The sequence below is a fragment of the Flectobacillus roseus genome, from assembly GCF_030056595.1.
GTDB classification, from domain to species: Bacteria; Bacteroidota; Bacteroidia; order Cytophagales; family Spirosomataceae; genus Flectobacillus; species Flectobacillus roseus.
This window is the reverse complement of sequence record NZ_JASHIF010000014.1, coordinates 71,426-96,279: the sequence shown is the minus strand read 5'-3', so window position 1 is coordinate 96,279 and position 24,854 is coordinate 71,426. Positions and strand designations below refer to the sequence as shown.

Genomic DNA, 24,854 nt, shown 5'->3' with positions numbered 1-24,854 from the left:
CTGCTGATTAAATCATCGAGACATTTTTGCCGAACGCTCATAGCTCATTACCGAAAGCCTAATTACTTATTTTACTTTTACACATCCGTGGTATCTGCCTGGCACCATTTCATAATGCGTAATATTGGTCATTACGTATTCAGAATTGAGGTATCCACGTACCGTTAAACCTTTAAGCAAGCCATAAAAATCTTTGGTTTCGGCTCCACTTTCAAAGCCTTTCAACAATTCGATGCGCTGTGGTGTATCAAGCTGAGTAAATGGTTTGCTGTATTTTTGCTGAGCAACAGAGTCTATCTGGCCAATACCTTTGGCAAAAGCTGACTGTACTTCCTTAGAGTAACAATCTGCTACCATTTTTTGAATAAAAGTGTCCAATCCAAGGTCTTTTGCTCCTGGTGTGTTTGTCTTGGGAATAATTGTCTCAACAGCTTCGCTTAGTACACTCGCCAAATTAGGACGCAACCAATTTTTTGCGGTTATCGAGTTGGTCGACCAAGCATTTGCCCACTCGGGTAAAGCTACCGCTCCTCCAATGAGCATCGCCATACTTTTTAAGGCATTACGTCTTTCCATAAGTTTGTCTTTTAGTAGTAAGAAAATGGGATTATTTTTAGTCTTTGGGGATATTTCTTATCTTTATTATAGCTTTAAAAATCATAATGGGTAATTACTAATTAAGCCCTTTAATGGCATGACTAGTACTTTTTTATCCTAAAACTTTGCAAAAAAATATTAGGACAGATTTTTATAAGCAATAACTCCCAATATACACATATTTTCATAAATGCTTATCCTTATCAATTAGGCTAATGAAGTAAAAAATATAATATTTTTAAGAAAAAAATTTACTTAAACAAAATATACAAACAGCGAGTTTAGCCTTCATTCAAAAGATTGTTTCATTATATCCTATTGTATTTTATGGCACATGCAAATCCAGAACTCATCCAAGCCTTGCGTCGTACTGCCCAAAAATTGTCTATCGGAAATCCTTACCAATGGGGGCACATGGGAAGTTGTAACTGTGGCAACTTGGCACAAGAATTAACCCAACTCACCAAAGCACAAATTCATGAATTTGCCATGCAAGGTCGTGGCGATTGGCGCGAGCAAGTAGAAGAGTTTTGCCCAACTAGTGGGCTTCCGATGGACTTACTTATTTCGGATATGCTCAATCATGGTCTAACAACTTCCGACTTACAGAACTTAGAACGTTTGAGTGATAAAAAAGTTTTAGCTAGAATTCCATTAGAGCGTCGTGACAAAATGCGCCACAATTACCGTGACGATGTAGTCCTTTATCTCAACGAGTGGGCGAATCAATTAGAAGAAGAATTGTTACCTAATATCAAGTTAGACTTGTCGTTCATGAACGAAGAAAAAGTTGAAGCAAATTTGGTGACCATTTAAGTATCAATATGCTTTAGTCAATAAGCCGTAGGCATTAGGCAGAAAAACTTCTACGGATTCATGGGAAATACTTTTGCCAAATGCCCATAGCTGACAGCCGAATACCAGGCATTAGCACCTCATGTATCAGCGCTTTAAAGCTTATTTATAATCAACTTGAATGTTAACAAAGGACTAATCAACAAATTTTGTAAGCAAGCTTCTTACGTCTGAGTACTTAAATGCCGAAGATGATATCAAACCATCTTCGGCATTTTTTATTTTGTCTACTTCACAGAGGAAGGTAATTCTATTCATTTCCAGATTTGGGCTATAGAAAATTTGCGCTATGTGATAAAAGTTACATTTAATGCCCTATCATTAAAATAACTTTGTATCATCAAAAAGAAATAATCATACAATGAATGACTACTTATCTTTATTCTTTTTGAAACTAAATATCGCTAACTATTTGTTTAAATGATACTTATGCTTTCTACTTCTTCGGATAGACATCTTTTGATTCTCAAGCATTTTTTACCAATAAATTACTCAACGTTATAGAAATCCTGTAATTTTTTAAGAAATCAGAAAATAAAATACTTAATCTATAGACATTATTTTAAAACAATTTAAACATAATTATGGAACTACTTGAATTCATTAAACAACCGTGGCCTTGGTATGTGGCAGGTCCTTTAATCGGACTTACAGTCCCTACTTTGTTATTAATCGGAAATAAATCTTTTGGTATATCATCGTCATTACGACATATCTGTGCGGCTTGTATGCCAGCAGATATACCATTTTTCAAATACAATTGGCGCAAAGAAATCTGGAATTTAATTTTTGTTCTTGGCGTTTTAATCGGTGGATTTATTGCTACTAATTTCTTAGCGAATCCTAATGCCATTGTTATTAATCCTCAAACTATCAAAGATTTAAGCACCTTAGGAATTAAGGACTTTAATGGCTTGATGCCTTCAGATATTTTTGCAACTGAAAATATTTTTAGCTTAAAAGGGTTGATATTCTTTGTCATCGGTGGCTTTATGGTTGGATTTGGCACACGTTGGGCGGGAGGCTGTACTTCAGGACATGCCATTATGGGTATCTCTAACTTACAAGTCCCGTCGGTGATTGCTACGTGTTGCTTTATGGTTGGCGGTTTTGCTTCAACGCACTTGTTGTTGCCATTGATATTTAAGTTATTTTAAAAAGGGAACAGGCACAAGGGACAAAGGCACAAAGTGTTCAATAGAGCACACAACTCTCACTTTTCTCGCACATATTTTTCATAAAAATATTATCATGAAATCGACATTTGAAACTCCAATAGTAGAAAAAGAAGAATTCGTTTGCGAAGCGCCAAACGATATGAAAACTTCAGAAAGCGGTTTATCCAATCTCAAATACCTCATCGTAGGAATTATGTTTGGTATCGTTTTCGTAAAAGCAGAGATTATTTCTTGGTTCAGAATTCAGGAAATGTTCCGTTTGCAAAGCTTTCACATGTATGGCGTTATTGGTAGCGCTGTGGTGGTAGGTATGATTTCGGTATTTCTCATCAAAAAATTCAATATCAAAACGCTATCAGGGGAAACGGTAGAGTTTCATCCCAAAAAATTCCAACAAGGACAAATCTACGGTGGTTTACTTTTTGGATTGGGCTGGGCTATCACAGGCGCATGTCCCGGACCATTATTTGCTCAAATTGGTAGCGGTTTTGTAGCAGTCATTGTTACACTTTTGAGTGCTATTGCAGGTACTTGGACGTATGGGTACTTCAAAGAAAAGTTACCAAACTAAAGGCGACAAGGCTAAATATTAAAGCATTATCAGTTAAGAAAAAGCACCTCACAAGGGTGCTTTTTGCATTTTATCTATTTTCAAATAACATTTACTATGTAACAAATATCACAGAACCTCTTAGATTATTTATAGAATTTGCAGAAAAAACCAAATTCTGAGCCATGAACAATCAATTCGAAGTTCTTATAGTCGGTGGCGGCAACGCAGGTTTGTCTGTTGCGGCACAATTGTTACAAAACAAATCTGGATTATCTATTGGTATCGTTGAGCCATCAGACAAACATTATTATCAACCAGCTTGGACTTTGGTAGGTGCTGGCGAGTTTGATATTGCCGAAACTGAAAAGAACGAGAAGGATTATATTCCAGCAGGAAGTACGTGGATTAAAGATGCGGTAGCAACCTTTGAGCCAGAGCAGAATCAGGTTACTTGTAAAAGCGGAGCAAAATATACCTACAAGATTTTGATTGTAGCACCGGGCATTCAGATTGACTGGCAAAAAATTAAAGGTTTATCCGACACATTAGGCAAAAACGAAGTATCAAGCAATTACTCTTTTGATATTGCGCCTTACACTTGGGAACTTATCAAGAATTTCAATGGAGGCGTTGCTGTTTTTACCAATCCAAGTACTGCCATTAAATGTGGTGGAGCTCCACACAAAATCATGTATTTGGCATGCGATTATTGGCGTAAAAAAGGCATTTTAGACCAATGTGAAGTACATTATGTGTCTGGCGCTGGTGTTATCTTTGGCGTAAAGGAATATGCTCAAACCTTGGAAAAAGTTGTAGCAGACAATCACATACACACACATTTTGGTGCTAATACCGTAGCAATTGACGGAAAAAGTAAAACTATACTCTACGAGCAAAAAAATGCCGATGGGGATATTGTTCAGAAAAGCTTAAACTTCGATATATGCCATACAGTACCTCCACAAAGTGCGCCTGATTTTATCAAAAAAAGCCCTTTAGCCGACCCAAACAATGCCTTAGGATATGTTGAAATCAACAAAAATACTATGCAACATAGTCGCTATTCGAACGTGTTTGCCCTTGGTGACTGTACCAATGCACCTTGTAGCAAAACGGGTGCTGCTATTCGTAAGCAAGCTCCTGTGGTTGTCGAAAATGTGTTGAAAGTCTTAGCACAACAAACTCCTACTGCTGAATATACGGGCTACAGCGCTTGCCCAATCCCAACGAAATATGGCAAACTGATGCTTGCAGAGTTTGATTATAGTAATACTCCCAAAATGACTTTCCCATTTGACCAAGCCAAACCACGATGGACGATGTGGTTGCTCAAAAAATATATATTACCGTGGTTGTATTGGAATAGAATTTTGACAGGAAAAGCTTAATAACCTAACCCTTTATTTTCAAGCCAAAGAAGATAGTTCACAACTATCCTTCTTTGGCTTATTTCATATCTAACCTTGACAAAGTATATTAATAGTAATTCATATATTAATATATTGTCGTATCTTGTAAGATATTATCCCCAACTTAAATAGACACCCTTAGCATGAATTTATCTTTTGTAAAAGAAAAGTTTGTAGGCATTTTTGAAAAAGGATTGCTTGACGAATTAGAGAAAATTGGCAATTACATGGAGCTCGAAGAAGGTCATGTAATTATGCGCCCAGGAGGATATATCCGTACCGTACCAATTGTGCTGAGTGGTTCAATCAAAATCCTCCGCCCTGACGATGAAGGACGAGAAGCATTGCTTTATTATTTGGGAGGAATGGATTCATGCGCCATGTCATTGAGCTGTTGTCTTGATCGCAAGCAAAGTGAGATATTGGCTATTACAGAAGAAAAGACCACCCTAATTACTATTCCAGTCGAAAAAGTAGAAGAATGGATGTGTAAATACAGCACATGGAAGCAGTTTGTTTTCCTGACTTACCAGCGCCGCTTTGAAGATTTACTGAATGCCATTGATGAGATTGCCTTTCATAAACTCGACGAACGTTTACTCAACTTGTTACAACGCAAAAGCAAACAAAGTAAAAGCTCTACCATCAATATCACGCATGAAGTATTGGCGGGCGAGCTCGCTACATCACGAGAGGTGGTATCTCGTTTGTTGAAACAATTAGAAAAAATAGGAAAAGTAAAACTCTCCAGAAATAAAATAGAACTCTGTTAAATGAAACACTGATGATCATTAGCCGTCTTCATAAACCGTAGATTTACCTTTACCTTCACCCCTCACATTTGGAAGAGTATGCTGCTTTAAGTGACTCAATTAAAAATACTTGGAGAAATATCGGCATACTCACACAGATAGCACTATTTTACTTCGAACAAGCTTCAATTATTTTCCCATAAATGCGTTAAACCATTTTAACAAAGAATTGTCTGAAAAATAACTAGATGATAAAAGCCTAGGATACAGGGAATAGACTTAAAAAAATAACCAAACTCCTTGACAAATTAAAAGATTGGTATTATCATTGCATCACGAATAACTGTTCAGTGATATTCTTCAGTTAAGCTCCTTACTAATAATTGCTTAACAATTATCTTCCACCTCGTACCAGATTTCCGAATTTTAATTGTAACATTTATCATCTTGTTGTACGACTGTAAAGACGACTTAACCACCATTTTCCTGTAAGGCTCTTTTCATTACTATCAGCCTTATTTTTTACTCGTATGTATACTATTGAAGAATTAGAGTTTAAGCTCGTATCGGAGCTTCGTGAACTTGCTCAAAAATTAAATATCAACAATACAATTGACCTACCAAAAAAAGAACTCATCTATAAAATATTTGACCAGCAGGTAAAAGGTAACACCCCGTTATCGACTCCTGCAATTAGCGATGCTATGGAAAATGAACAAAAACCAGAGAGAAAAGTGAGGAAAGACACAGCCCCTGCTTCAGACAGCCCACGCCCAAAAAGACAACGAATTCAAAAAGTTGATAATCCTGTAGCAGAAGCCAACACGATCGCAAAAGCAGAACCAATTACTAAATCGGAACCTGCGTTAAAGGAAACTACCGTCAGAACAAGAACCGCTAAAGAGCCCAAAGCTAAAAATGAAGCGGTAGAAGATATTATCTTTGATTTTGATGAAGACCCAATTGTTATCGATTTGCCAGAAGACGTAGAAAACGAATTTGCTGACATCGATACTTCTTTTATCACAACAGGAGGTGAAGATTTTGATTTAGGTTTCAAACAAGATCCACCAACCGATATTCGTCCAGAAGGCAACAAACCGAATAATGCACCAAATACCGCTGCAACTGTTCGTAAACCTATCTATAACCAAGCTATCCGTGAATTTGACGGTATCATCGAAAACGAAGGTGTACTCGAAATCATGCAAGATGGTGGATATGGCTTCTTAAGATCGGCGGATTATAATTATTTGGCTTCTCCAGATGATATCTATGTTTCGCCTTCTCAAATCAAGCTTTTTGGTCTGAAAACAGGTGATACTGTGCGTGGAGCGATTCGTCCTCCAAAAGAAGGTGAAAAATACTTTGCCCTTTTGAGAGTAGAGTCTGTCAACGGTAAAACGACCGAAGAAATTCGTGATCGTATTCCATTCGAATACCTAACGCCGTTGTTTCCTGATGAAAAATTAAATCTTTCATCAAGAGGAGACCAATACTCAACTCGTATTCTTGACTTATTTGCACCAATTGGTAAAGGTCAGCGTGGTATGATTGTAGCTCAGCCCAAAACTGGTAAAACAGTCTTGTTGAAAGAAATTGCTAATGCTATTGCCAAAAACCACCCTGAAGTATATTTGCTAATTTTGCTTATAGATGAACGTCCTGAAGAGGTTACAGATATGCAACGTAGTGTTCGTGCAGAAGTAATTTCATCTACGTTCGACGAACAAGCTGAACGCCACGTAAAAGTTGCAAGTATCGTTTTAGAGAAAGCAAAACGTATGGTTGAATGTGGTCATGATGTAGTAATTCTTCTTGACTCTATCACTCGTTTGGCTCGTGCGTATAATACTGTCGTTCCGTCATCAGGTAAAATTTTATCAGGTGGTGTCGATGCCAATGCGCTTCACAAACCAAAACGTTTCTTTGGTGCTGCTCGTAATGTTGAAAATGGTGGTTCATTAACAATCATTGCAACAGCCCTTATCGATACAGGTTCGAAAATGGATGAAGTTATTTTCGAAGAATTTAAAGGTACGGGTAACATGGAACTACAACTCGACCGTAAGTTATCTAACCGTCGTATGTTCCCTGCTATCGACGTTCCTGCTTCTGGTACTCGTCGTGAAGATTTACTCATGGACAAAGAAACACTACAACGTGTTTGGATTTTGCGCAAGCATATGAGCGACATGAATTCAGTAGAGGCGATGGACTTCCTACTACAACAAATGAGAAATACACGCAGCAACGAAGAGTTTTTAGCTTCGATGAATCGCTAATATTTTATCTCCAGATATATATCAAAGCATTTGCTCATGAAAAATGTATAGCATTATTTTTGAGCAAATGCTTTTTGTTTCTCTTCCCTTATATTCTTCTCTGAGCATATTCCACTCTTATTGTTAGTAACAAACACCCCTTCAAAAACAGTTTGTTATTTAAAAACGACTGTTCATTGCATTTATCGTGCTGTTCATATTTAAGCTAATTTTTCAAAGCATAAACTAAGTACCTTTGAATCAATAATCACAAGCACGTCATAGCTCTTTAATTCAATGGCGGGGATTAAAGAAGCCTCATGAGCATAGTGTTAATGTCGAGTCACTCAAACAGTCCATAAATTAGTCTTTGAGCTAATATGCTTGAGTGCTTCCAAAAAGCTAATCACAAATTAGGACATCCAGTGCACAGGAGTTTCTAATTTTTGATTAGCTTTTTTTTATGATCCTTACTTTAAAGCAACAAAAAAGCCTGCCATCTCTAAAAGGACGACAGGCTTTAGCCTCTATCTAAAATTCAAAATGATTCTTCCTTAAAAAGTGTAATTCAACTTCAACTCCCCTCCTAGTCCGTATTCTTTGCGGTAATTCACACTTTTTTGTTCAAAAGTATAGGTTGGTGTTAGCTGTACAGAGAAATTATTAAAACGTTTCTCAATACCCAACGAAACCAAGTAATTATTAAACAATTTGGTCTCTATTGATGAATTGACATTATTGATGGTTTGTTCAATATTCTTATCTCTAAAGTCAAAATCTACTCTTCTTGTACCTGAAATATCCAAGTCTGTACCCACCTTACCCAGCACATAAAAATCGCTCTTTAATGGCAAATAATAGCCAATTCGAATTGGAACCTGTACTAGTGTACTTTGTTCTTCAATATTTTTGATTGGTGCACCAAATGGTATTTTAGGCGCGAACTTTACTCTAAAATCAAAATCGTTACGCATTTTGAAATGATCGTCATTTGGATAGCGCTGCACAGCCAATTGCGAATACTGAATACCCGCAGTGATACTCAAGCGTTTATCCAAAAACAATTCCACGTGGGCACCAACGCCCAATTGTGCACTAGAAACAACTCCTCCAACACCAGCACGTACATAGGCATCAGCTAGCGAAAAACGCATTCGTTGTGGGCCTTGCGTGGTATCTTCAGGCTCGTAATAACTAAAATCAGTCTTCGAAATTTGCGCTTTGGTATCGGCTGAGTCCAATTTCCATGTTTTGGATTTTAGCCTACGCCAATCTGGAATAGCCAAATTTTTCACGATTGATTCTTCAGATTCATCAGCTTTATTGATAATCAAGTTTCCTTGGCTATCTCTTTCAGTATTTCCAATCGCAGTTTGCCCTTTGTGTAAAGTACCCTGATGAGCCACCTGCCAGTCACCTGAGCTAAAGTCAGCCTCAGTTGCTTGATGTTTCTCAGCATTCAATCGTTGAACGGAAGCTTTCAAGTGTTTCTCTTGGTTTTGACTAGCACCCAAAGCAAGAGCCAATTCAGCATTTTTTTGTTCTTGTTGTTCTATCTGCTGAGCTAGCATTTCCTTTTCTACCAAAAGGCTGTCTTTTGTTTCTGTAACTGAAATTAATTGTTGCTGTAAATCTTTTTTTGCATAGTATTGGGTTAAGGTGGTAAAAAGTAGACTCACAATCGTGATGCTAGCAGCAATGTACATTGCTTGTTTGCTCACAAGTACTTTCCAGTATGGTACTTGGTGGGCTTGAGCGAAAGCTTGGAATTTGTCCCAATCTTCCTCCCGAAAAGTGGGTTGAATTCCATCAAGTTTTTTCTTGATAGAATCATCAAATTGATCAGTTTTCATAAAAATTGTTTGTTAATCCGACTGAGAATAAGTGCGGATAATATGTCTTTATCATCTCTTGAAGTTTCAAACGGGCTTTCATAAAATTAGAACGTGAAGTTCCTTCATTGATACCCAACATCTCTGCAATCTCACGGTGATTGTATCCATCTACTACGTGCATCATAAAAACCGTTCGGTATGAGGTAGGTAGCTTTTGCACCAAGGCCAAAATATCTTCTGCCGCCATTTTATCAATCACATTTTCGTCATATACGGGCATGGTGGCATGCTCAACCTCTAAGCTGTATAAGTTCTTTTCTCGTTTGTGATAGTAATTAATGCACGTATTTACGAGAATCGTTCTAAACCACGCCTTAAACGATTGAATATTTTCATAACGATGGATATTTTGAAATACCTTCATAAAACCATCATTAAGTATTTCCTCCGCATCTTCCTGATTGGAGGCATACCTTTGACAGATATTTTTGGCATAACTGAAGTAACTCTTGAAGAGTACCTTCTGAGCGTCGGGATTTTGTTCACGGCAAGCTCTTAAGACACTTTCAAGGTCATCCTTGTCAAAGTCGGTATTTTTTTTTCTGAAAAACAAAGGCTTAAGTGTTTTATAAAGCTAAGTTAAACATTTGAACAGACTATCTACTATGGTAATGGGCTGATATTCAATTATACCCATCCAAATCTTGTATTTTTCCTTATCTGAAATCTTTCTAAATAGCTTGACTGCGATTAAGTGTTTTTCGTTGCCTGAAAAAAAAAAAAAAATTAGGCAACGTTTTATCACACGATTGAGGTCATGTTTATTGAATTCAAACCAATAACATATTGAGAATGAGTAACCTCAAATCTTAGTATGTAACTGTATAGCAAGAACCATTTATTATATACATTTTATGAAAAAATTAAGAACACTTGTATTAATCAGCCTAACTACCATGACTATTGGCGCTATGGCTCAGCAAAGCGCTGTTGTAAAAGATTCTAGTAAAACAGAATACATTTTAAAAGGGCTTAAACCCGTAAAAATAAAGCAGATAGGAGTATATATGGCTCCCGAAACTCAAATCAGTTATTTGGATGGTCATGTAAAGCCCTTGTTTGGAGGCTCGGCAATGATTTTATTAAATCAAAAATTAGGTATAGGGCTGAGTGGTTATAGTACAGGGCGTGGTTTTCGCAGTGGCGATGGAGTTGATTTTAGATATGGTGGTGTAAAAGTTGAATATACTTTTAGACCCAGCAAACGCTTTCACTTTAGTGTCCCAGTATTGTTAGGAATGGGCTCAGCCAATGATAGACTAGGAATGGACAACGATAATAGAAATCCACAGCCTTGGGGCGGTCCATCGAGAAATGGCTTTGGAAATCGCTTTTTTGTAGCACAAGGAGGCATAAATCTGGAAGGTAATTTGTTTAAATACGCTAAAGTTTTTGTTGGAGCGAGTTACCGTTTTGCAGGCATCGACAATCGTCGCTCAACCAGTACATTAGATTATAATCAAGTGAGTGGTCCGTCGGTAAATTTAGGTTTGAAGTTTGGTTTATTTGACCATTCTCTTCAAAAGAAAAGTAAATAACGTATACTGGAAAAGGTTCAAAAATTAGCACTAATACAACATGAGAATCTTGGTAATTGGTGGGCATCAGGTTTTTGGATATGGTGTCGCTACATCTAAAGGATTTGTCGATGTACTTACCGAAAGCGTAAGTACACTCGACCACGAGCAGGTAGTTGTAGATACCTTGGTGCATTTTTCTATGGAAAAAACCATCGAGGCGCTTATGGGACTTGGCAATTATATTTCCAATTATCAGTTAATAATCATTCAAAGTGGATTGGATGAACTTGATGGAGAGCGACCTTGGACGCAATTATTAAATGACTCTTCTGATTCATTTAATCATCAGGTAGAAACAGACGAAGTGTACCGCAAAGCGATAATTGTACCATCAAATTTGGGTCTAATGCGGGAATTATATCGACCAGATCCTAATTTAAAGCAACCATCTTTAAGTTTCCCTTGTCTTCCTTATATCAAAAGGATGCTATTAAATAAAATAGCGAGTACAGGGAAGCTTGGTGTTATCAAACACTTTGAGCGACAGCTCAAGGTAATGGTAAATCTGCTTCAAAACTTTAAAGAAAAGGTAATCTTACTTGGTCCACAACCTAGTTTGAATCCATGTACACAATTACTACGAAATCTAGGAGAAAATATCCTCAAAGACGTTTGTAAAGCACAGGATTTTAATTGGTTCAAAACAATGGAGGTGATTGAACCTCATCCCTATTTTTTCTTGAACGATGGCAAGCATCTCAATGCGCTTGGACATCGAGTGTTGGCAAGTCAGATACTAAGACACTATCGTTTTGAAGTTCGTAAACATCAATATTATTTCCAGCTATGTGACAATTAGTCTTAGCTAAGAAGTCAAGCATTATAAAACTCACTAAATTTTATAAATAGTATGCTACGTTTCAACAACATCAAATTTATAACCGTATTCAGTATTAGTCTGTTGGTATTTACGGCTTGTTCAAAAAAGGATGACACAACTGTTACTCCTTCAGACAATACCCAGCAGATTAATCAGTGGATTTATGATACGATGTCAGATGCATATTATTGGTTCGATCAATTGCCAGCCATTAGTACGCTAACTTTGACGGATGCTTCTGATAGTTTCTTTGAAAAGTTGGTATATCAACGTAGTTCTGTCGATAGATTTTCGATGGTAACAGATGATGTTGATGAACTCGCAAAAGAGTTTAATGGTGTTTCTAAAGTTTTTGGTATTCGTTACATGCTTGGTTATTTGGACAATACCCAAACTAACGTTGGCATTGTTTTAACTCAGGTAATAGGAGGAAGTCCTGCTGCGGTTGTAGGGCTTAATAGAGGTGATATTATTGTAAAAATCAATGGACAGAATATTACTAGCAGTAATTTTTCTTCATTGATGGGTAACGAAACCGTTACTTTTACTTTAGGAAGTATAAGCAATGGTACCATAACAGCTACTTCGAAGACGGTATCAGTAACCAAAGCAGAAGTTACTGAAAATCCGATAGCGTTTTCTAGTATTGTTCAAAAGCCATCTGCTAATAAAACTATTGGGTATTTGGTTTATACACAATTTGTACCCGGGCTTGACAGTGGCGACACCCTGAAATACGACAATCAGTTACGAAGTATTTTTGCTGACTTCAAAGCGGCTGGCGTAAATGAGCTAGTATTAGATTTGAGATTTAATCCAGGAGGATATATAAGTAGTGCCACAACTCTGGCGTCGCTGGTTGTCAATAACTTAACAACAAACAAGGTATTCTTTAAAGATCAATACAATAGTAAATATCAAACTTATTTTGCGAAACAATATGGAAGCAATATATTTAACAACTATTTTTCTATTGAAAAAAATAATATTGGCAATAATCTAAACCGAGTGTTCGTATTAACATCTAACGGAACGGCATCCTCAAGTGAGCTAGTGATCAATGGATTAAAGCCCTATATGCAAGTCATTACGATTGGAGAGCATACCTACGGCAAAAACCTGTTTGGAACACTGGTAGCTGACGACCAAAAACGTTGGAAATGGGGAATTTACATGATGTTGGGTATCACTCAAAATGCAAATGGAGAATCAGACTATGGAAATATAAACGGAATCGCACCCACCTATGCTGTAGATGACAATGTATTGCCAATACAGCCTTTAGGTAATGATTATGAACCATTGTTTAACAAAGCCTTAACTGTGATGGGCGTGTCGGTACCAAATACCAATGGCGCTCGCCAGAATGCAGGAATTTTATTAAACTACACCACCCATGAAAATTATGCAGATAATCCGATAAGGAACGAGAAATTTATGATCAAAAACTATCTCCCCAAATTAATTAACAAATAATTATGAACGTATCAGAAAGTATGACACTTTGCACGGTTAAAACCACGCAAAGACCTCATTACGATGAAATTGTCCAAAAGCTTTCCCAGTGTTGTTATTGGTGCAAACAAACACTTGGCTTACAGCTTTTCAAAGGCTTTCAGATGGCTATTACGATTGCTAACCAAGAACTTACATTTGAATTAAAAGATTTATCGTCAGAAAAAACTCCGACTTATTTCTTTGACTTGGTAGAGCAACACCCCCTAGCATAATATAGCCATAAGGTTTCATCCATAGCTTTTTATGGATGAAATCTTAAACCCAATCGTTCTTCTTTCTGCTACAAACTTATTACCTGTGCCATCTTTACATTTTGACTAACCATATATTTCCACAAAACCTTTCATCCAATGACACGTTATGAGTTCTTAAAATCAATGGGCTTTCAGGGAGGCGCATTAATGGCATTGCTTGCCTCTTGCCAGTCAAACAATGACCCAACACCTACTACTACCACGAGTTCTAGTTCATCATCAAGTAGTAGTTCGGGGAGCACTTCTGGGTCTACTTCCGGGTCAGGCACTTCGTCTGGTTCTTCTTCTGGTTCAACTCTCTTGGCATCTGTAGATTTAACAGCCGCAGCAAATGCAGCGTTAAAAAACAGTGGGGGCTATATTATTGTCAACAGCATTGTTGTAGCACGTACTGCTCAAAATACTTATGTGGCCGCTACGCAAACTTGTAGCCACGAACCAAAGAAAAAAGTGACCTTTCTGAACGGCGAATTTTTCTGTTCAGAACATGGCGCTAGATACAGTACCACAGGTGTGGGACTTAATAGTTATGGAGCCAAAGGTTTAGCAGTATATAAAGTGACCGTCAACGGTAATACATTAGAAATTTCATAAGATTACTCATAAGCATCATTAATCGTGCAGAATAAGATTCAAGTTATGTATTTAGGCAACAGGCACTAGGCAAAGTGTGTTAAAATGTATTAATAATCACAGCCATGCTTTTTCCATAGCCCACCGCCGAGAGCCCTTACCTGCAAGCACAATCTTAAATTTCAGCTTTGGGCATTCGGCAGAACATATTTATCGTTGCTAAAAAACAAATTTTCACTCTTTGCCTTATGCCTTGTGCCTAAAACACAAAACTCCGAATTCAGCACTCACAATTCAAATAAGTCCATTTACTAACCATCTTAACAATGACACGATACGAATTCTTAAAAAACGCAGGGTTTGGCGGAGCCGCCCTAATGACTCTTCTTACAGCATGCAGTAAAAGCTCAGATTTATCTCCCGTTGCCACCCCAGAAAGTGTAGATTTTACCCTTGATTTGACAACTTCTGCAAATGCTGCCCTAAAAAATAGTGGCGGATATATCATCAATAGCAATGTGGTAGTAGCACGTACTTCACAAGGTACCTATGTGGCAGGTTCGCATATTTGCACACATGAAGCAAGAACAAAAGTGGTATTTCTGAACAATGAATTTTATTGCACAGAACATGGCGCTCGCTTCACTACAGCAGGAGTTGGACTAAATAGTTATGGAAGTGCAGGATTAAGTGTGTATAAAACCGAACTATCTGGAAATTCGTTACGTATTTATTCTTAGAATAAAATAGTAATGTCAACGTCAATGACTGCGTTTTAGAATAAAGTCATTTTAACTCACAAAAAGATGAAAATACTAAGTGCTTTTGTCCTTTCCTTTCTTTTGAGCTTAGCTCCCGAATGGAAAACTGACTTTGCTTCTGCCAAACAAGAGGCTACGCAATCACACAAGTATATTTTGTTGAACTTTTCTGGTTCAGACTGGTGTGTGCCTTGTATTAGATTGAAAAAGGATGTTTTTGAAACAGGTACTTTTCAAAACTTTGCTACCGAAAAGCTGATATTAGTTCGTGCTGATTTTCCTCGATTATCAAAAAACAAATTGAGCCCAAAGCAAACCGAACATAATGAGGCTTTAGCAGACAAATATAATCCTGAAGGTAAATTCCCTTATACCTTATTGATTGATGCCAATGGTAAAGTCATAAAAACATGGGATGGCTATACCAACACGCCACCAGAAGAATTTATCGCTCAAATTAACAAGATTACGAATGCCCAATAGCATGAGTCACGTCGAGGTACATAAGCAGGGACATCGATTGATGGGTAATTATTTTGAAATTAGCGTAGTCAGCGATAATGCTGACTACGCTAATCGTTGTATCGATCAGGCCGTAGAAGAAATCAAACGTATTGAACGACTTTTGACTACCTTCAACGACCAAAGTCAAACCAATCAAGTGAATGCAATGGCAGGAATTGCGCCTGTTGAAGTGGACGCCGAAATGTTTGATTTGATTGCTCGTGCACAACGCATATCAGCACTGACACAAGGTGCATTTGATATTACTTATGGATCGATTGACAAAAGCTTATGGAATTTTGATACCAACATGACCGCTTTGCCAAGTAAAGAGATTGCCTTGGAGTCTGTTCGATTGATAAATTATCAGCATGTTATCCTGAATCCAGAACGTCGCACGGTTTTTTTAAAAGAAAAGGGTATGCGTATTGGGTTTGGTGGTATCGGAAAAGGTTACGCCGCCGAGAAGGCCAAACAGTTGCTAAAATCGTTAGGTATACAAAGTGGTATTGTCAACGCCGCTGGTGACCTTACTACTTGGGGCAATCAGCCTAATGGAAAACCTTGGACCATTGGCATTGCCAATCCACAAGCTGGCGAAAGTCCTTTTTCATACTTGTCCATTAGCGATGTGGCTGTGGCTACATCGGGTAATTATGAAAAATATGTGATGATTGGTGGAAAAAAATATTCACATACCATCGACCCACAAACAGGCTTACCAGTATCAGGCATACAAAGCGTAACTATTATAAGTCCCAATGCAGAGCTATCTGATGCCATGGCAACTCCCGTGATGGTCATGGGTATCAGAGTCGGACTAGATTTAATCAATCAAATGCGACAAATAGCTTGTATTATTATTGATGACCAAAACAAAATTTATACCTCACGAAATATTAACATAAAGTAATAGTGTAAATCCGAAAATCGATGATAATCAAATCGTAAAATTATATTTTGTCCGTTTTACAATTTTCAATTTTTCGCATATTGCTAAAGCTTTGTTGATATTTCAAAAACAAATCAACTCTCAGTATGAAGTCAACACGTTTTAACATAAAAGTAGCAGCATTGCTATTAATGGGAGGTTTAGCCACAAGTGCTTGCCAAACTGTAAAGCCTTATCAAAAGGCCTATATCAATGATTCTGACATGGAATTGAGTTCTCGTAAGGTTGTCAAATTTGAACAAAACTTCCAACTGTATCGTGAAGGTGCTTCGGGTGCCAACGGCGGTAAAACAGGCGGCGGTTGTGGCTGTAACTAGTCTATGATGAGTTGCTTTTTAAGAATACTACTAATTGTCTTTTGTATAGGTCATACGCCTCTACAAGCGCAGAACAAACGAGCAAAATTTTCGGTATCTACCACCAAAAAATACCCGAAAAAAGGCGAGACAATTCAACTTGTACTCGAAGCACAGATTTTCCCGAATTGGAAATTATATGCTAGCGAGCCACAGGTTGTCCCAGGGCCGAAACCTGCTCATTTGGTGATTCAGCCTCATGCCAGTTTCAAACTTGTTGGAGGGTTGAAATCTATTAATCCTCACAAAGAGAGAGACCCATACTGGAAAGGACAAGTAGTATATTTTGAGAAAAAAGCACGATTTACGCAAGCCATTCAAATTCTCGAATCAAATACTCAAATCACAGGCAAAATCATTTACCAATTGTGTACGACCAACAATAGTTCTTGTGTCCAATACCAAGACTCTTTCCAGGTTCAGTTACACTAAATTCATTGAAATATGAAAAAGCTTACACTGGCGATAGGTTTATATATGGGTGTACTTCTTAGTGCATCTGCTCAAAAAACGGCTGATACTAGCAATTACCAAAGCCGTAAGTTAAAAGTAGAAGAAATTAATATTGTGTCTAGTTATTATCATCAAGATGGTAACAACTCGGCTGTAACGGGCGGTATTGGTACCGAAAAACTAACCGACTTTGGTAACACTTTTGATATTCGTTTCTCGAAATGGGATAGCAAAGCTCGTCAGCATTTTTTCACTTTTGAATTAGGTGTAGATGCTTATTCGTCGGCATCTTCAGACAAAATCGACCCATATACAGTATCTTCAGCTTCCATGACTGACAAGCGTATTTATCCGTCGTTGGCTTGGAGTGTGAATAATGCCAAAAAAGGAACAACCTTCGGAGCAGTAGCCTCTTATTCGACCGAATACGATTACCAATCATATGGAACAGGATTAAACTTTTCGAAAACATCCAAAGATGGAAACCGTGAGTTTAGCGCCAAAGTAAACGCATTTTTTGATACATGGAAAGTAATTCTACCATCCGAGCTTCGTACCATTTACCGAGCAGATGGTTCCTACTATTTCTATGGCTCAGGTGGTGAGCATGATCCATATCCAGTAGATTACAAGCCTCGTAACTCTTATAGCTCTTCATTTTCTTTGGCACAAGTTGTCAACAAAAGAATGCAGGTTTTATTGACAGTCGACCCAGCGTATCAAGCAGGTTTGTTGGCTACCAAATACCAACGTGTGTATTTTACTGACGGAACCGTAAAGTCAGAAGAGCTTCCAGATACCCGTGTCAAATTACCTATTGGTGCTCGTTTGAATTACTTTGCAGGAAACAAAGTCGTAATCCGTACATTCTATCGTTATTATCAAGACGACTGGGGCGTAAAGGCTCATACATTTGAATTGGAAACTCCAATCAAAATGACGCCATTCTTAACCCTAAGTCCATACTATCGTTATTATACGCAAACCGCTGCGGACTACTTTGCCGCTTATGGTGCGCATAAGTTGAGTGACAAATATTATACAAGTGACTACGATTTGTCAAAACTTAATAGCAATATGGTAGGAACAGGTATTCGTATTATGCCTCCTCATGGTGTATTTGGGATCCAAAGCTGGGCTTCGCTTGAGCTTCGCTACGGACACTATATGCGCTCAAATGGCTTGACCTCAAATACCATTACCCTCTACGCAAAATTCAAGTAACAGCGAAGGATTTTATTCAATTTCAGATTTGGGATTTCTGATTTCGGATGTAGAGTAAAATACCTTTATTTTTTACAAAATATAGAAGCTTACACTTCCGAAATCTAATATCCGACATTAGGGTTTTACGAAGAATTTTCAACTATTGCGGATTTGGGATTTCTGATTTCGGGAATAAAGTAAAATACCTCTATCTTTTACAAAATATAGAAGCCTACACTTCCGAAATCCAACATCCGATATCCGAAATGAATGATTTTTAAATTCCTAATGCATCACTATCATTCAGGTTAGGATTTTTTCAAGAAAATTCTAACCTGAATTTTTATTTTGAACCTTATACTCAATTTCCAGTCTAACTAATGACATTTTAGGGTGACGATTAAAATAATCTGCCGTTAAATTTGTTATAAAGAGGTATATTTTCGATTTTTGGAAAGGTTTATGTAGGCAATACAAGAAACTGTACTTCAAAAATAAAGGAAGATATATACCGCATTTACAGACATATTAAACAATCAATTTTATGAAAAAGATTAGCTTTATTTTTGGACTATTTTTTGCACTTATTCTACAGGTCCAAGCTCAAACTGCAGACGAAATTTTTGACAGATATTACAACGCAACTGGCGGCACAGAATTGTGGAAAGGTGTAAATAGCTATATCATCAAACAAGCATTTGTAGCAAATGCTCCAACGGATTTTACGCAAGAGACTAAAGTTTCGGTGGCTAATCAAGGTATCCTAAAAACGAAAACTATCCTTAAAAGGGACTTTATTTACGGAGCTAACCCGACTGAAGCTTATTTTAGAGTACCAACTGGTAGCCTTGACAAAAATGTCGTTTATGAAACTAAAGACCTTAGCGACAAAGATAAAGCTGGACTAAAACGTGAAATGACTGACGGTTTGTTGCCATTTATCGACTATGCTAAAAAAGGCTATATTGCCACTTATGTAGGTTTGAAAGCAGACAACGGAAAGCCTGTTCATCAGATTGAATTATCAGGTAAAGATGTAAAATACAATTTGTTTTTTGACGCTACGACTTATCTTCTTTCAAAGTTGAAAACTAACTTGGCGTCAGGCGAAGAAATCACACAGGAGTTTACTACTTATACAAAAGCTCCGTATGGCATTAGCTATCCAAGTGCCTCAACTTACTACAGCAGCGTTGAAAAACGTAATACTAAAGTAACAACCACGGTGACATTCAATGATAAAATTGAAGCCAGCGTATTCAAAAAATAGTTGTAATAACCTTACAACCCAAAGTGCTTTTTGATAGATAACATTATGAGTAGTTCTTTTATGATTTTGAGTCATAAAACACTACTCATAATGTTTTTTACCCTACTTATGAAGTCATATATCCGCATCATACTATTTTCAATTGCTATCATCTTCCTATTCATTATAGGGGCTTTTGTCTATTTGCAAACACCAAGTGGCCAAGCACTAGTTACTACGGAAGTGACGAAATTCTTAGAAAACAAATTTGGCTCGAAGGTATCCGCCAAACGAATTGCCTATCATATCCCCGATTGGATAGAACTCGACGAGGTTTTTGTTGCTGATCATAAAAAAGATACACTCGTAGCTGCTCACAAGCTGTATGTAGACTTAGATATGTTTGCTTTGCTCAAAAGCAAGGTAACCATCAATAAAGTGGAACTAGAAGGTATTCGTGCCAAAATCAAAAGGACTTTACCTGATACTACCTTCAATTTTGACCATATTGTAAAAGCTTTTGCCTCTCCTAATACGACCCCTGCCAAAAATGATACGCCCCCAAGTAGTTTGTTGATGAACATTGGTAAGGTAAGTCTAAAAGATATTCATGTTACTTATCTGGATAATGTCATCGGTACTGATGCCGATGTAGCATTCAAATCGTTTGAAACGACTTTCAAAAAAATTGACCTTAACTCATCTACTTATCAACTGGCAAATGCGAAGCTCAATGGAGCAAATTTACAACTAAAAACCTATCCAGCATTAAAAGTATCACCTCCAGATACTAATTCAAGCCCCGTAAATTTTGGTTTTGAAAAAATTAATCTCGATGATATCGCTTTTGATATTAGCGACCAAGTAGGTGGACTTTCAAGTAAAGGTCGCATCACCAAAGCCAGTGCCGAAGCGGATCAATTTTCGATGTCAGAGCAACTGATTCATCTCAAAACCTTTTACCTCGACAATTCATCTGTTAAAGTCGGTATCAAACCAACGCCAAAATCTTCACAAAAGCCTCTCCCTGCTCCTACTGTAGCACAGTCTAAAACACCAGAAAAAGGCTGGACATTTGGGGTGCAAAAGATTTTGATGAAAAACAATACCATCACTTATGATGATTTTGGAAAACCTCGTCAAAGTAAAGGTTTAGACCCTGCACATATCGGCATTACGCCCTTGAATATAGAAGCCGAAAGAATTCAATACTCTCCTAAAGGGGTAACAGGATGGCTTCAAAACATTTCGATGAAGGAAAAAAGCGGTTTTGTTTTACAAAAACTCCAAACCGACTTCGCTTATACAGACAAAAAAGCATTCCTTAAAAAACTTACTATTCAGACACCCAAAAGTATTATTAGTGATGAGGTAAGTTTAAGTTATAACTCACTCGACCAACTAAGTAAAAATATTGGAGCCACAAGAGTTGTAGTCAACCTCAAAGATAGCAAACTAGCTTTTTCTGACATACTCTTACTTGCGCCACAACTGGCTCAAACGCCTCCTCTCGTAGGAAATAGTCAGGAAGTATTGCGTTTTAAAGGCAAAGCTACAGGTACTGTCAATAATTTGAGCATCGCAGGATTGACCATTCAAGGATTTGACCATAGCAAAATTCAGTTGCATGGCAATATCGTTGGCTTACCTTCTGTTGAAAAAACAAGTGTAAAAGTTGGTATCGATGAAGTATCCGTGACTAAAAGCGATATTCAGAAAATCGTACCAAAAGAAATGCTTCCTGCGACTATTGAACTGCCCGAAACGATTGTGTTGAAAGGTACAATCGGAGGTAAAATCAACAATCTGAATGTAAATACACAATTGATTTCTGATCTGGGCAAAGCACAATTTAAAGGTACACTTGTCAATATTACTGTTCCAAACAAACAGCAATACGACGGTCAGTTATCGCTCAACGAGTTTGATTTGGGCAAGTTGCTCAAACAACCTGAGCAATATGGTAAAATGACTTTAGTAACAGATTTTCATGGTAAAGGGACAAATCCAAAAACTATGGATGCCGAAATAAAAGGCAAAATAGAACAAGCAGTTATCAAGGGCTATGACTATAAAGATTTGCAGTTTGCCACTACAATTCGTAATCAAGAAGCGCAGATTAATGCTCTTTTTGAAGACCCAAATGCAAATTTTAATTTACAAGCAAAAGCCAATCTAGCAAACGAATATCCTGCTATTCAGGGTACTTTAGCTATTAAACAGCTCAAGCTCAAAAACCTTCATCTTTACCCCGATGACATCGCTATCAAAGGACAGGTAAAAATGAATTTGACCAATACGAATCCTGCCAAGCTCAATGGAAGCATCGCGATTGATGAAGCCGTGGTAACGCAAGATGGTAAGCCTATTCCTTTGGATGATATTAAGATTTTGGCACAAAATAATAACGAGCTTAATGCTTTCAGTATTCAAGCGCCATTCCTGCAAGCCCAAATGTTTGGTCAATTTAATTATGTACAGTTAGCCGACATTATCATTTCGGATATTAATCGTCATTTCAGAATCCCGAATCAAAATCCGAAGCTCATCACAGAGCCTTACGATATTACCATCAAAGCCAAAGCGATTGGGCACCCTGCCATTAAAGCATTTGTACCAGCTTTGACAAGATTAGACTCCACCACTTTCAATGCAACACTAAGCAACGAGGCTGGTCATACCATGCAAATGGATTTGAAAATACCTTTTGTTGAATACGATACCATTCGTGTGCAACAAATAGCGTTTGGAATGCGCTCTGATTCAAGTAAAATTACTTACCAAACGAGTCTAGAAAAATTGAGTTTTAATGCTTTCCAAATGCTTAAAACCAAACTTGATGGAGAAGTAAACGACGACATAGCAAAATTCAACCTTGTTTTATTAGATTCTCTTCAGAAAGAGCATCACAGAGTAGCAGGTCAAGTCGCCAACTTTTCAGACCAATTCAGAATCAATCTTTTGCCTGATGGGTTAAAACTCAATTATGAGCCATGGAAAGTTGCAGAAAATGGGTTCTTACAATATGGTGAGGCGGGATTGATTGTGAGTAATTTTTCTTTACAAAACCAAGAACAATTACTTCAGATTCATACCCCAGAAATGGCACCGAATGCTCCTTTAGAGATTCTTGTCCAAAAGCTGGATTTACACAAAATGATTAAACTCGTCTATCCTGATTCCACTATTGCAGACGGAACGATTGACGGAAAAATCATTTTGGCCAACTATATGAAATCTCCCTCGTTTACAGGCGATGTAACCGTACAAGGGTTTACCTTCCAAAATACACCAATTGGGGATTTGGTAGCACATGTATATAATGAAACGCCTGAGAAGATTTCGGTAAATACCACTTTGAAAAACGACCAAAATGATATAGCCTTAATCGGAAATTATATCTTGGGCGACAAAAAGCCATTAAATTTCTCACTGAATATCAACAAGTTGAGCACAAAAACTATTCAGGCATTTAGTTTTGGACAAATGCGACGTGCCAATGGTAGTCTCAACGGAAGTATCACGATTAAAGGCGCAAATGAGCAACCAGATATTGCAGGTTTCATTGGTTTTGAAAAAGTGGCATTTGATGTTTCTCAATTAGGTACAAAACTCTTGATTGATAAACAAAAAATCTATTTCCAAAACCATGAAATGGAATTCAAAAACTTTACCCTCAGCGATACGCTCAACCAACCTTTGAGAGTCAACGGTAAAGTCATTTTCCAAAAACTTCCTGAAGTGGAATACAAACTGGCGATATCTACTAAAAACTTCATGGTGCTCAATTCAACGCGCAAAGACAATGATTTCTTTTATGGCAAGGCCTTTGTCGATGCCAACATAAATATCAGTGGCTCAACAAATACAGCAGTTGTGGATGGCAATGTAAAGTTGATTGAGAAAAGTAGCATTTTTGTATTGATGCCCGATAATAGCGTAAGCGAAGAGGCCATCAACGATGTAGTAGTTTTTGTCGATAAAAATAAAAAAGCATTGACCAAAGACTCTACCAATAACACTCAGACCAAATACAATACTAGTTTTATCTCAGAAGTAAGTTTGTTATTGGAAGCCGACGAAAAGTCAGAAATGACCATTGTGGTAGATGAATTAAATGGCGATAACCTCAAAGTACGAGGCAAAGCTCAACTTAATGCTGGGATAAGCTCCAATGGTCAGCCTTACATTTTAGGGATTTACTCACTTACAGAAGGTAGCTACGATTTATCATTTGAACTTCTCAAAAAACAGTTTAAAATTAAACCAGGCAGTAATATCGTTTGGATGGGCGACCCTTTGAGTGGTAATATCGACATTACGGCGATTTACCAGACCATGGCCTCTCCGTCCGACCTGTTGAGTTCTACCGAATCGCAATATCGTCAAAAAATGCCTTTTGATGTAAACCTAAACCTAAACGGTCCAATGAAGAAATTGGAAACGTCTTTTAGTATTACCTTAAATGACAAAACACAATTGGCCATAGACAACGACGTCAAAACGAAGATAAATGATAGATTAAAGTATCTGGCACAAACAGATATTGCGGAAAACAACAAACAGGTTTTTGCTTTATTGATTTTAAATAGATTTTTCTCAGAAAAATCATCCGACTTTTTCTCTACAATCAACCCCGAAGCCATTGCTCGCCAAAGTGTGAGTAAACTTCTTTCTGACCAGCTCGAAAGATTGGCTGCCGACGTGATTAAAGGGGTAAACTTGAGTGTGAATCTCAATTCTAGCCAAAGTAATATTGCAGGGCAGTCATCTGCCAGAACAGATTTGAATCTTGGACTATCAAAAGCCTTTTTCAATGATAGATTAAAAGTTGAGGTTGGGAAAAACTTTGAGCTTGAAAACACCAACGGTGTGCAGCGAAATCCAACTGAAGTCTTTGACAATGTCGCTGTAAACTATAGTCTTACAGAAGACGGAAGGTATCGTTTTAGAGCATTCCGTAAAAATCAATTCCAAACAGTTCTCGAAGGTTTTGTGGTAGAAACAGGCGTGAGTTTTGTCATTACCTTGGAATATCAGTCTGTGAAAGAGTTTTTCCAAAAAAATAATAAGTAATTATTAATGGCTGATAGCAGTATGCTCAAAGCCTAACATAGCCATTACA

At 37.5% G+C, this 24,854-nt stretch carries 22 protein-coding genes; 19 read left to right on the top strand and 3 right to left on the bottom strand.

Annotated elements, in window-relative coordinates; translation table 11 throughout:
- Nucleotides 1-66: 66 nt before the first annotated feature.
- On the bottom strand, nt 67-576 hold the full coding sequence (locus tag QM524_RS16815; RefSeq protein WP_283345455.1) for a gluconate 2-dehydrogenase subunit 3 family protein: 510 nt from the start codon (nt 574-576) through the stop codon (nt 67-69).
- A gap of 348 nt (nt 577-924) precedes the next feature.
- Between QM524_RS16815 and QM524_RS16810 the strand changes: the two genes are divergently transcribed.
- From QM524_RS16810 to rho, 6 genes are all read left to right on the top strand, one after another.
- A complete protein-coding gene (locus QM524_RS16810) occupies nt 925-1,413 on the top strand; it encodes a hypothetical protein (protein WP_166578370.1) in 489 nt (162 codons plus the stop codon).
- Nucleotides 1,414-2,036: 623 nt separating this feature from the next.
- Complete coding sequence (locus tag QM524_RS16805) at nt 2,037-2,609, top strand: YeeE/YedE family protein (RefSeq protein WP_283345454.1); 573 nt, start codon at nt 2,037-2,039, stop codon at nt 2,607-2,609.
- A gap of 94 nt (nt 2,610-2,703) precedes the next feature.
- Nucleotides 2,704-3,201, top strand: coding sequence for a DUF6691 family protein (locus QM524_RS16800; protein WP_283345453.1), 498 nt, complete (start codon nt 2,704-2,706; stop codon nt 3,199-3,201).
- A 164-nt stretch (nt 3,202-3,365) separates the two neighbouring features.
- The gene (locus QM524_RS16795; RefSeq protein ID WP_283345452.1) at nt 3,366-4,571 is read left to right on the top strand and encodes an NAD(P)/FAD-dependent oxidoreductase; all 1,206 of its coding nucleotides are present in this window, start codon (nt 3,366-3,368) and stop codon (nt 4,569-4,571) included.
- A gap of 164 nt (nt 4,572-4,735) precedes the next feature.
- Nucleotides 4,736-5,365 carry a Crp/Fnr family transcriptional regulator gene (locus QM524_RS16790; protein ID WP_095160648.1) on the top strand — a complete coding sequence of 210 codons (630 nt, stop codon included), beginning with the start codon at nt 4,736-4,738 and terminating at the stop codon, nt 5,363-5,365.
- Between the two features lie 509 nt (nt 5,366-5,874).
- Complete coding sequence (rho, locus tag QM524_RS16785; RefSeq protein ID WP_095160649.1) at nt 5,875-7,629, top strand: transcription termination factor Rho; 1,755 nt, start codon at nt 5,875-5,877, stop codon at nt 7,627-7,629.
- A 533-nt stretch (nt 7,630-8,162) separates the two neighbouring features.
- Here rho and QM524_RS16780 read toward each other — a convergent pair.
- Together QM524_RS16780 and QM524_RS16775 are read right to left on the bottom strand one after the other, a co-directional pair.
- A complete protein-coding gene (locus QM524_RS16780; RefSeq protein ID WP_283345451.1) occupies nt 8,163-9,461 on the bottom strand; it encodes a hypothetical protein in 1,299 nt (432 codons plus the stop codon).
- On the bottom strand, nt 9,451-10,056 hold the full coding sequence (locus tag QM524_RS16775; protein ID WP_166549796.1) for an RNA polymerase sigma factor: 606 nt from the start codon (nt 10,054-10,056) through the stop codon (nt 9,451-9,453). The genes QM524_RS16780 and QM524_RS16775 overlap by 11 nt, the downstream gene beginning before the upstream one ends.
- 301 nt (nt 10,057-10,357) lie before the next feature.
- Here QM524_RS16775 and QM524_RS16770 point away from each other — a divergent pair, with 301 nt between their 5' ends.
- The 13 genes from QM524_RS16770 (at nt 10,358) to QM524_RS16710 (ending at nt 24,805) form a co-directional block, all read left to right on the top strand.
- Complete coding sequence (locus tag QM524_RS16770) at nt 10,358-11,041, top strand: hypothetical protein (RefSeq protein ID WP_283345450.1); 684 nt, start codon at nt 10,358-10,360, stop codon at nt 11,039-11,041.
- Between the two features lie 40 nt (nt 11,042-11,081).
- Nucleotides 11,082-11,882 (top strand): SGNH/GDSL hydrolase family protein, encoded by an 801-nt coding sequence (locus tag QM524_RS16765; protein WP_283345449.1) that lies wholly within the window; start codon nt 11,082-11,084, stop codon nt 11,880-11,882.
- A gap of 51 nt (nt 11,883-11,933) precedes the next feature.
- Nucleotides 11,934-13,379: a S41 family peptidase gene (locus QM524_RS16760; RefSeq protein WP_283345448.1), complete on the top strand. Its 1,446-nt coding sequence runs from the start codon at nt 11,934-11,936 to the stop codon at nt 13,377-13,379.
- Nucleotides 13,380-13,381: 2 nt separating this feature from the next.
- A complete protein-coding gene (locus QM524_RS16755; protein WP_283345447.1) occupies nt 13,382-13,633 on the top strand; it encodes a hypothetical protein in 252 nt (83 codons plus the stop codon).
- A 138-nt stretch (nt 13,634-13,771) separates the two neighbouring features.
- Entirely contained in the window at nt 13,772-14,269 is a 498-nt protein-coding gene (locus QM524_RS16750) for a Rieske (2Fe-2S) protein (protein WP_283345446.1), read from the top strand.
- Between the two features lie 305 nt (nt 14,270-14,574).
- The gene (locus QM524_RS16745) at nt 14,575-14,988 is read left to right on the top strand and encodes a Rieske 2Fe-2S domain-containing protein (RefSeq protein WP_283345445.1); all 414 of its coding nucleotides are present in this window, start codon (nt 14,575-14,577) and stop codon (nt 14,986-14,988) included.
- A 66-nt stretch (nt 14,989-15,054) separates the two neighbouring features.
- On the top strand, nt 15,055-15,492 hold the full coding sequence (locus QM524_RS16740; protein ID WP_283345444.1) for a thioredoxin family protein: 438 nt from the start codon (nt 15,055-15,057) through the stop codon (nt 15,490-15,492).
- 1 nt (nt 15,493) lies between these two features.
- Nucleotides 15,494-16,426, top strand: a complete 933-nt coding sequence (locus QM524_RS16735) for an FAD:protein FMN transferase (RefSeq protein ID WP_283345443.1) — start codon at nt 15,494-15,496, stop codon at nt 16,424-16,426.
- Nucleotides 16,427-16,596: 170 nt separating this feature from the next.
- Nucleotides 16,597-16,782: a DUF4266 domain-containing protein gene (locus QM524_RS16730; protein ID WP_304529114.1), complete on the top strand. Its 186-nt coding sequence runs from the start codon at nt 16,597-16,599 to the stop codon at nt 16,780-16,782.
- A 3-nt stretch (nt 16,783-16,785) separates the two neighbouring features.
- Nucleotides 16,786-17,253 carry a protein-disulfide reductase DsbD domain-containing protein gene (locus tag QM524_RS16725; RefSeq protein ID WP_283345442.1) on the top strand — a complete coding sequence of 156 codons (468 nt, stop codon included), beginning with the start codon at nt 16,786-16,788 and terminating at the stop codon, nt 17,251-17,253.
- Between the two features lie 12 nt (nt 17,254-17,265).
- The gene (locus QM524_RS16720) at nt 17,266-18,498 is read left to right on the top strand and encodes a DUF3570 domain-containing protein (protein WP_283345441.1); all 1,233 of its coding nucleotides are present in this window, start codon (nt 17,266-17,268) and stop codon (nt 18,496-18,498) included.
- Nucleotides 18,499-19,024: 526 nt separating this feature from the next.
- Nucleotides 19,025-19,750, top strand: coding sequence for a hypothetical protein (locus tag QM524_RS16715; protein ID WP_283345440.1), 726 nt, complete (start codon nt 19,025-19,027; stop codon nt 19,748-19,750).
- 108 nt (nt 19,751-19,858) lie between these two features.
- Nucleotides 19,859-24,805: a translocation/assembly module TamB domain-containing protein gene (locus tag QM524_RS16710; protein ID WP_283345439.1), complete on the top strand. Its 4,947-nt coding sequence runs from the start codon at nt 19,859-19,861 to the stop codon at nt 24,803-24,805.
- Nucleotides 24,806-24,854: the final 49 nt, after the last annotated feature.

Bases quoted from the DNA above. Each gene is read 5' to 3' on its own strand.
- QM524_RS16790 (WP_095160648.1), top strand. From the start codon at position 4,736: ATGAATTTATCTTTTGTAAAAGAAAAGTTTGTAGGCATTTTTGAAAAA.
- QM524_RS16780 (WP_283345451.1), bottom strand. From the start codon at position 9,461: ATGAAAACTGATCAATTTGATGATTCTATCAAGAAAAAACTTGATGGA.
- QM524_RS16725 (WP_283345442.1), top strand. From the start codon at position 16,786: ATGATGAGTTGCTTTTTAAGAATACTACTAATTGTCTTTTGTATAGGT.
- QM524_RS16760 (WP_283345448.1), top strand. From the start codon at position 11,934: ATGCTACGTTTCAACAACATCAAATTTATAACCGTATTCAGTATTAGT.
- QM524_RS16710 (WP_283345439.1), top strand. From the start codon at position 19,859: ATGAAGTCATATATCCGCATCATACTATTTTCAATTGCTATCATCTTC.
- QM524_RS16715 (WP_283345440.1), top strand. From the start codon at position 19,025: ATGAAAAAGATTAGCTTTATTTTTGGACTATTTTTTGCACTTATTCTA.
- QM524_RS16730 (WP_304529114.1), top strand. From the start codon at position 16,597: ATGGGAGGTTTAGCCACAAGTGCTTGCCAAACTGTAAAGCCTTATCAA.
- QM524_RS16740 (WP_283345444.1), top strand. From the start codon at position 15,055: ATGAAAATACTAAGTGCTTTTGTCCTTTCCTTTCTTTTGAGCTTAGCT.
- QM524_RS16815 (WP_283345455.1), bottom strand. From the start codon at position 576: ATGGAAAGACGTAATGCCTTAAAAAGTATGGCGATGCTCATTGGAGGA.
- QM524_RS16765 (WP_283345449.1), top strand. From the start codon at position 11,082: ATGAGAATCTTGGTAATTGGTGGGCATCAGGTTTTTGGATATGGTGTC.
- QM524_RS16770 (WP_283345450.1), top strand. From the start codon at position 10,358: ATGAAAAAATTAAGAACACTTGTATTAATCAGCCTAACTACCATGACT.
- QM524_RS16735 (WP_283345443.1), top strand. From the start codon at position 15,494: ATGAGTCACGTCGAGGTACATAAGCAGGGACATCGATTGATGGGTAAT.
- QM524_RS16745 (WP_283345445.1), top strand. From the start codon at position 14,575: ATGACACGATACGAATTCTTAAAAAACGCAGGGTTTGGCGGAGCCGCC.
- QM524_RS16755 (WP_283345447.1), top strand. From the start codon at position 13,382: ATGAACGTATCAGAAAGTATGACACTTTGCACGGTTAAAACCACGCAA.
- QM524_RS16795 (WP_283345452.1), top strand. From the start codon at position 3,366: ATGAACAATCAATTCGAAGTTCTTATAGTCGGTGGCGGCAACGCAGGT.
- rho (WP_095160649.1), top strand. From the start codon at position 5,875: ATGTATACTATTGAAGAATTAGAGTTTAAGCTCGTATCGGAGCTTCGT.
- QM524_RS16800 (WP_283345453.1), top strand. From the start codon at position 2,704: ATGAAATCGACATTTGAAACTCCAATAGTAGAAAAAGAAGAATTCGTT.
- QM524_RS16805 (WP_283345454.1), top strand. From the start codon at position 2,037: ATGGAACTACTTGAATTCATTAAACAACCGTGGCCTTGGTATGTGGCA.
- QM524_RS16750 (WP_283345446.1), top strand. From the start codon at position 13,772: ATGACACGTTATGAGTTCTTAAAATCAATGGGCTTTCAGGGAGGCGCA.
- QM524_RS16810 (WP_166578370.1), top strand. From the start codon at position 925: ATGGCACATGCAAATCCAGAACTCATCCAAGCCTTGCGTCGTACTGCC.
- QM524_RS16720 (WP_283345441.1), top strand. From the start codon at position 17,266: ATGAAAAAGCTTACACTGGCGATAGGTTTATATATGGGTGTACTTCTT.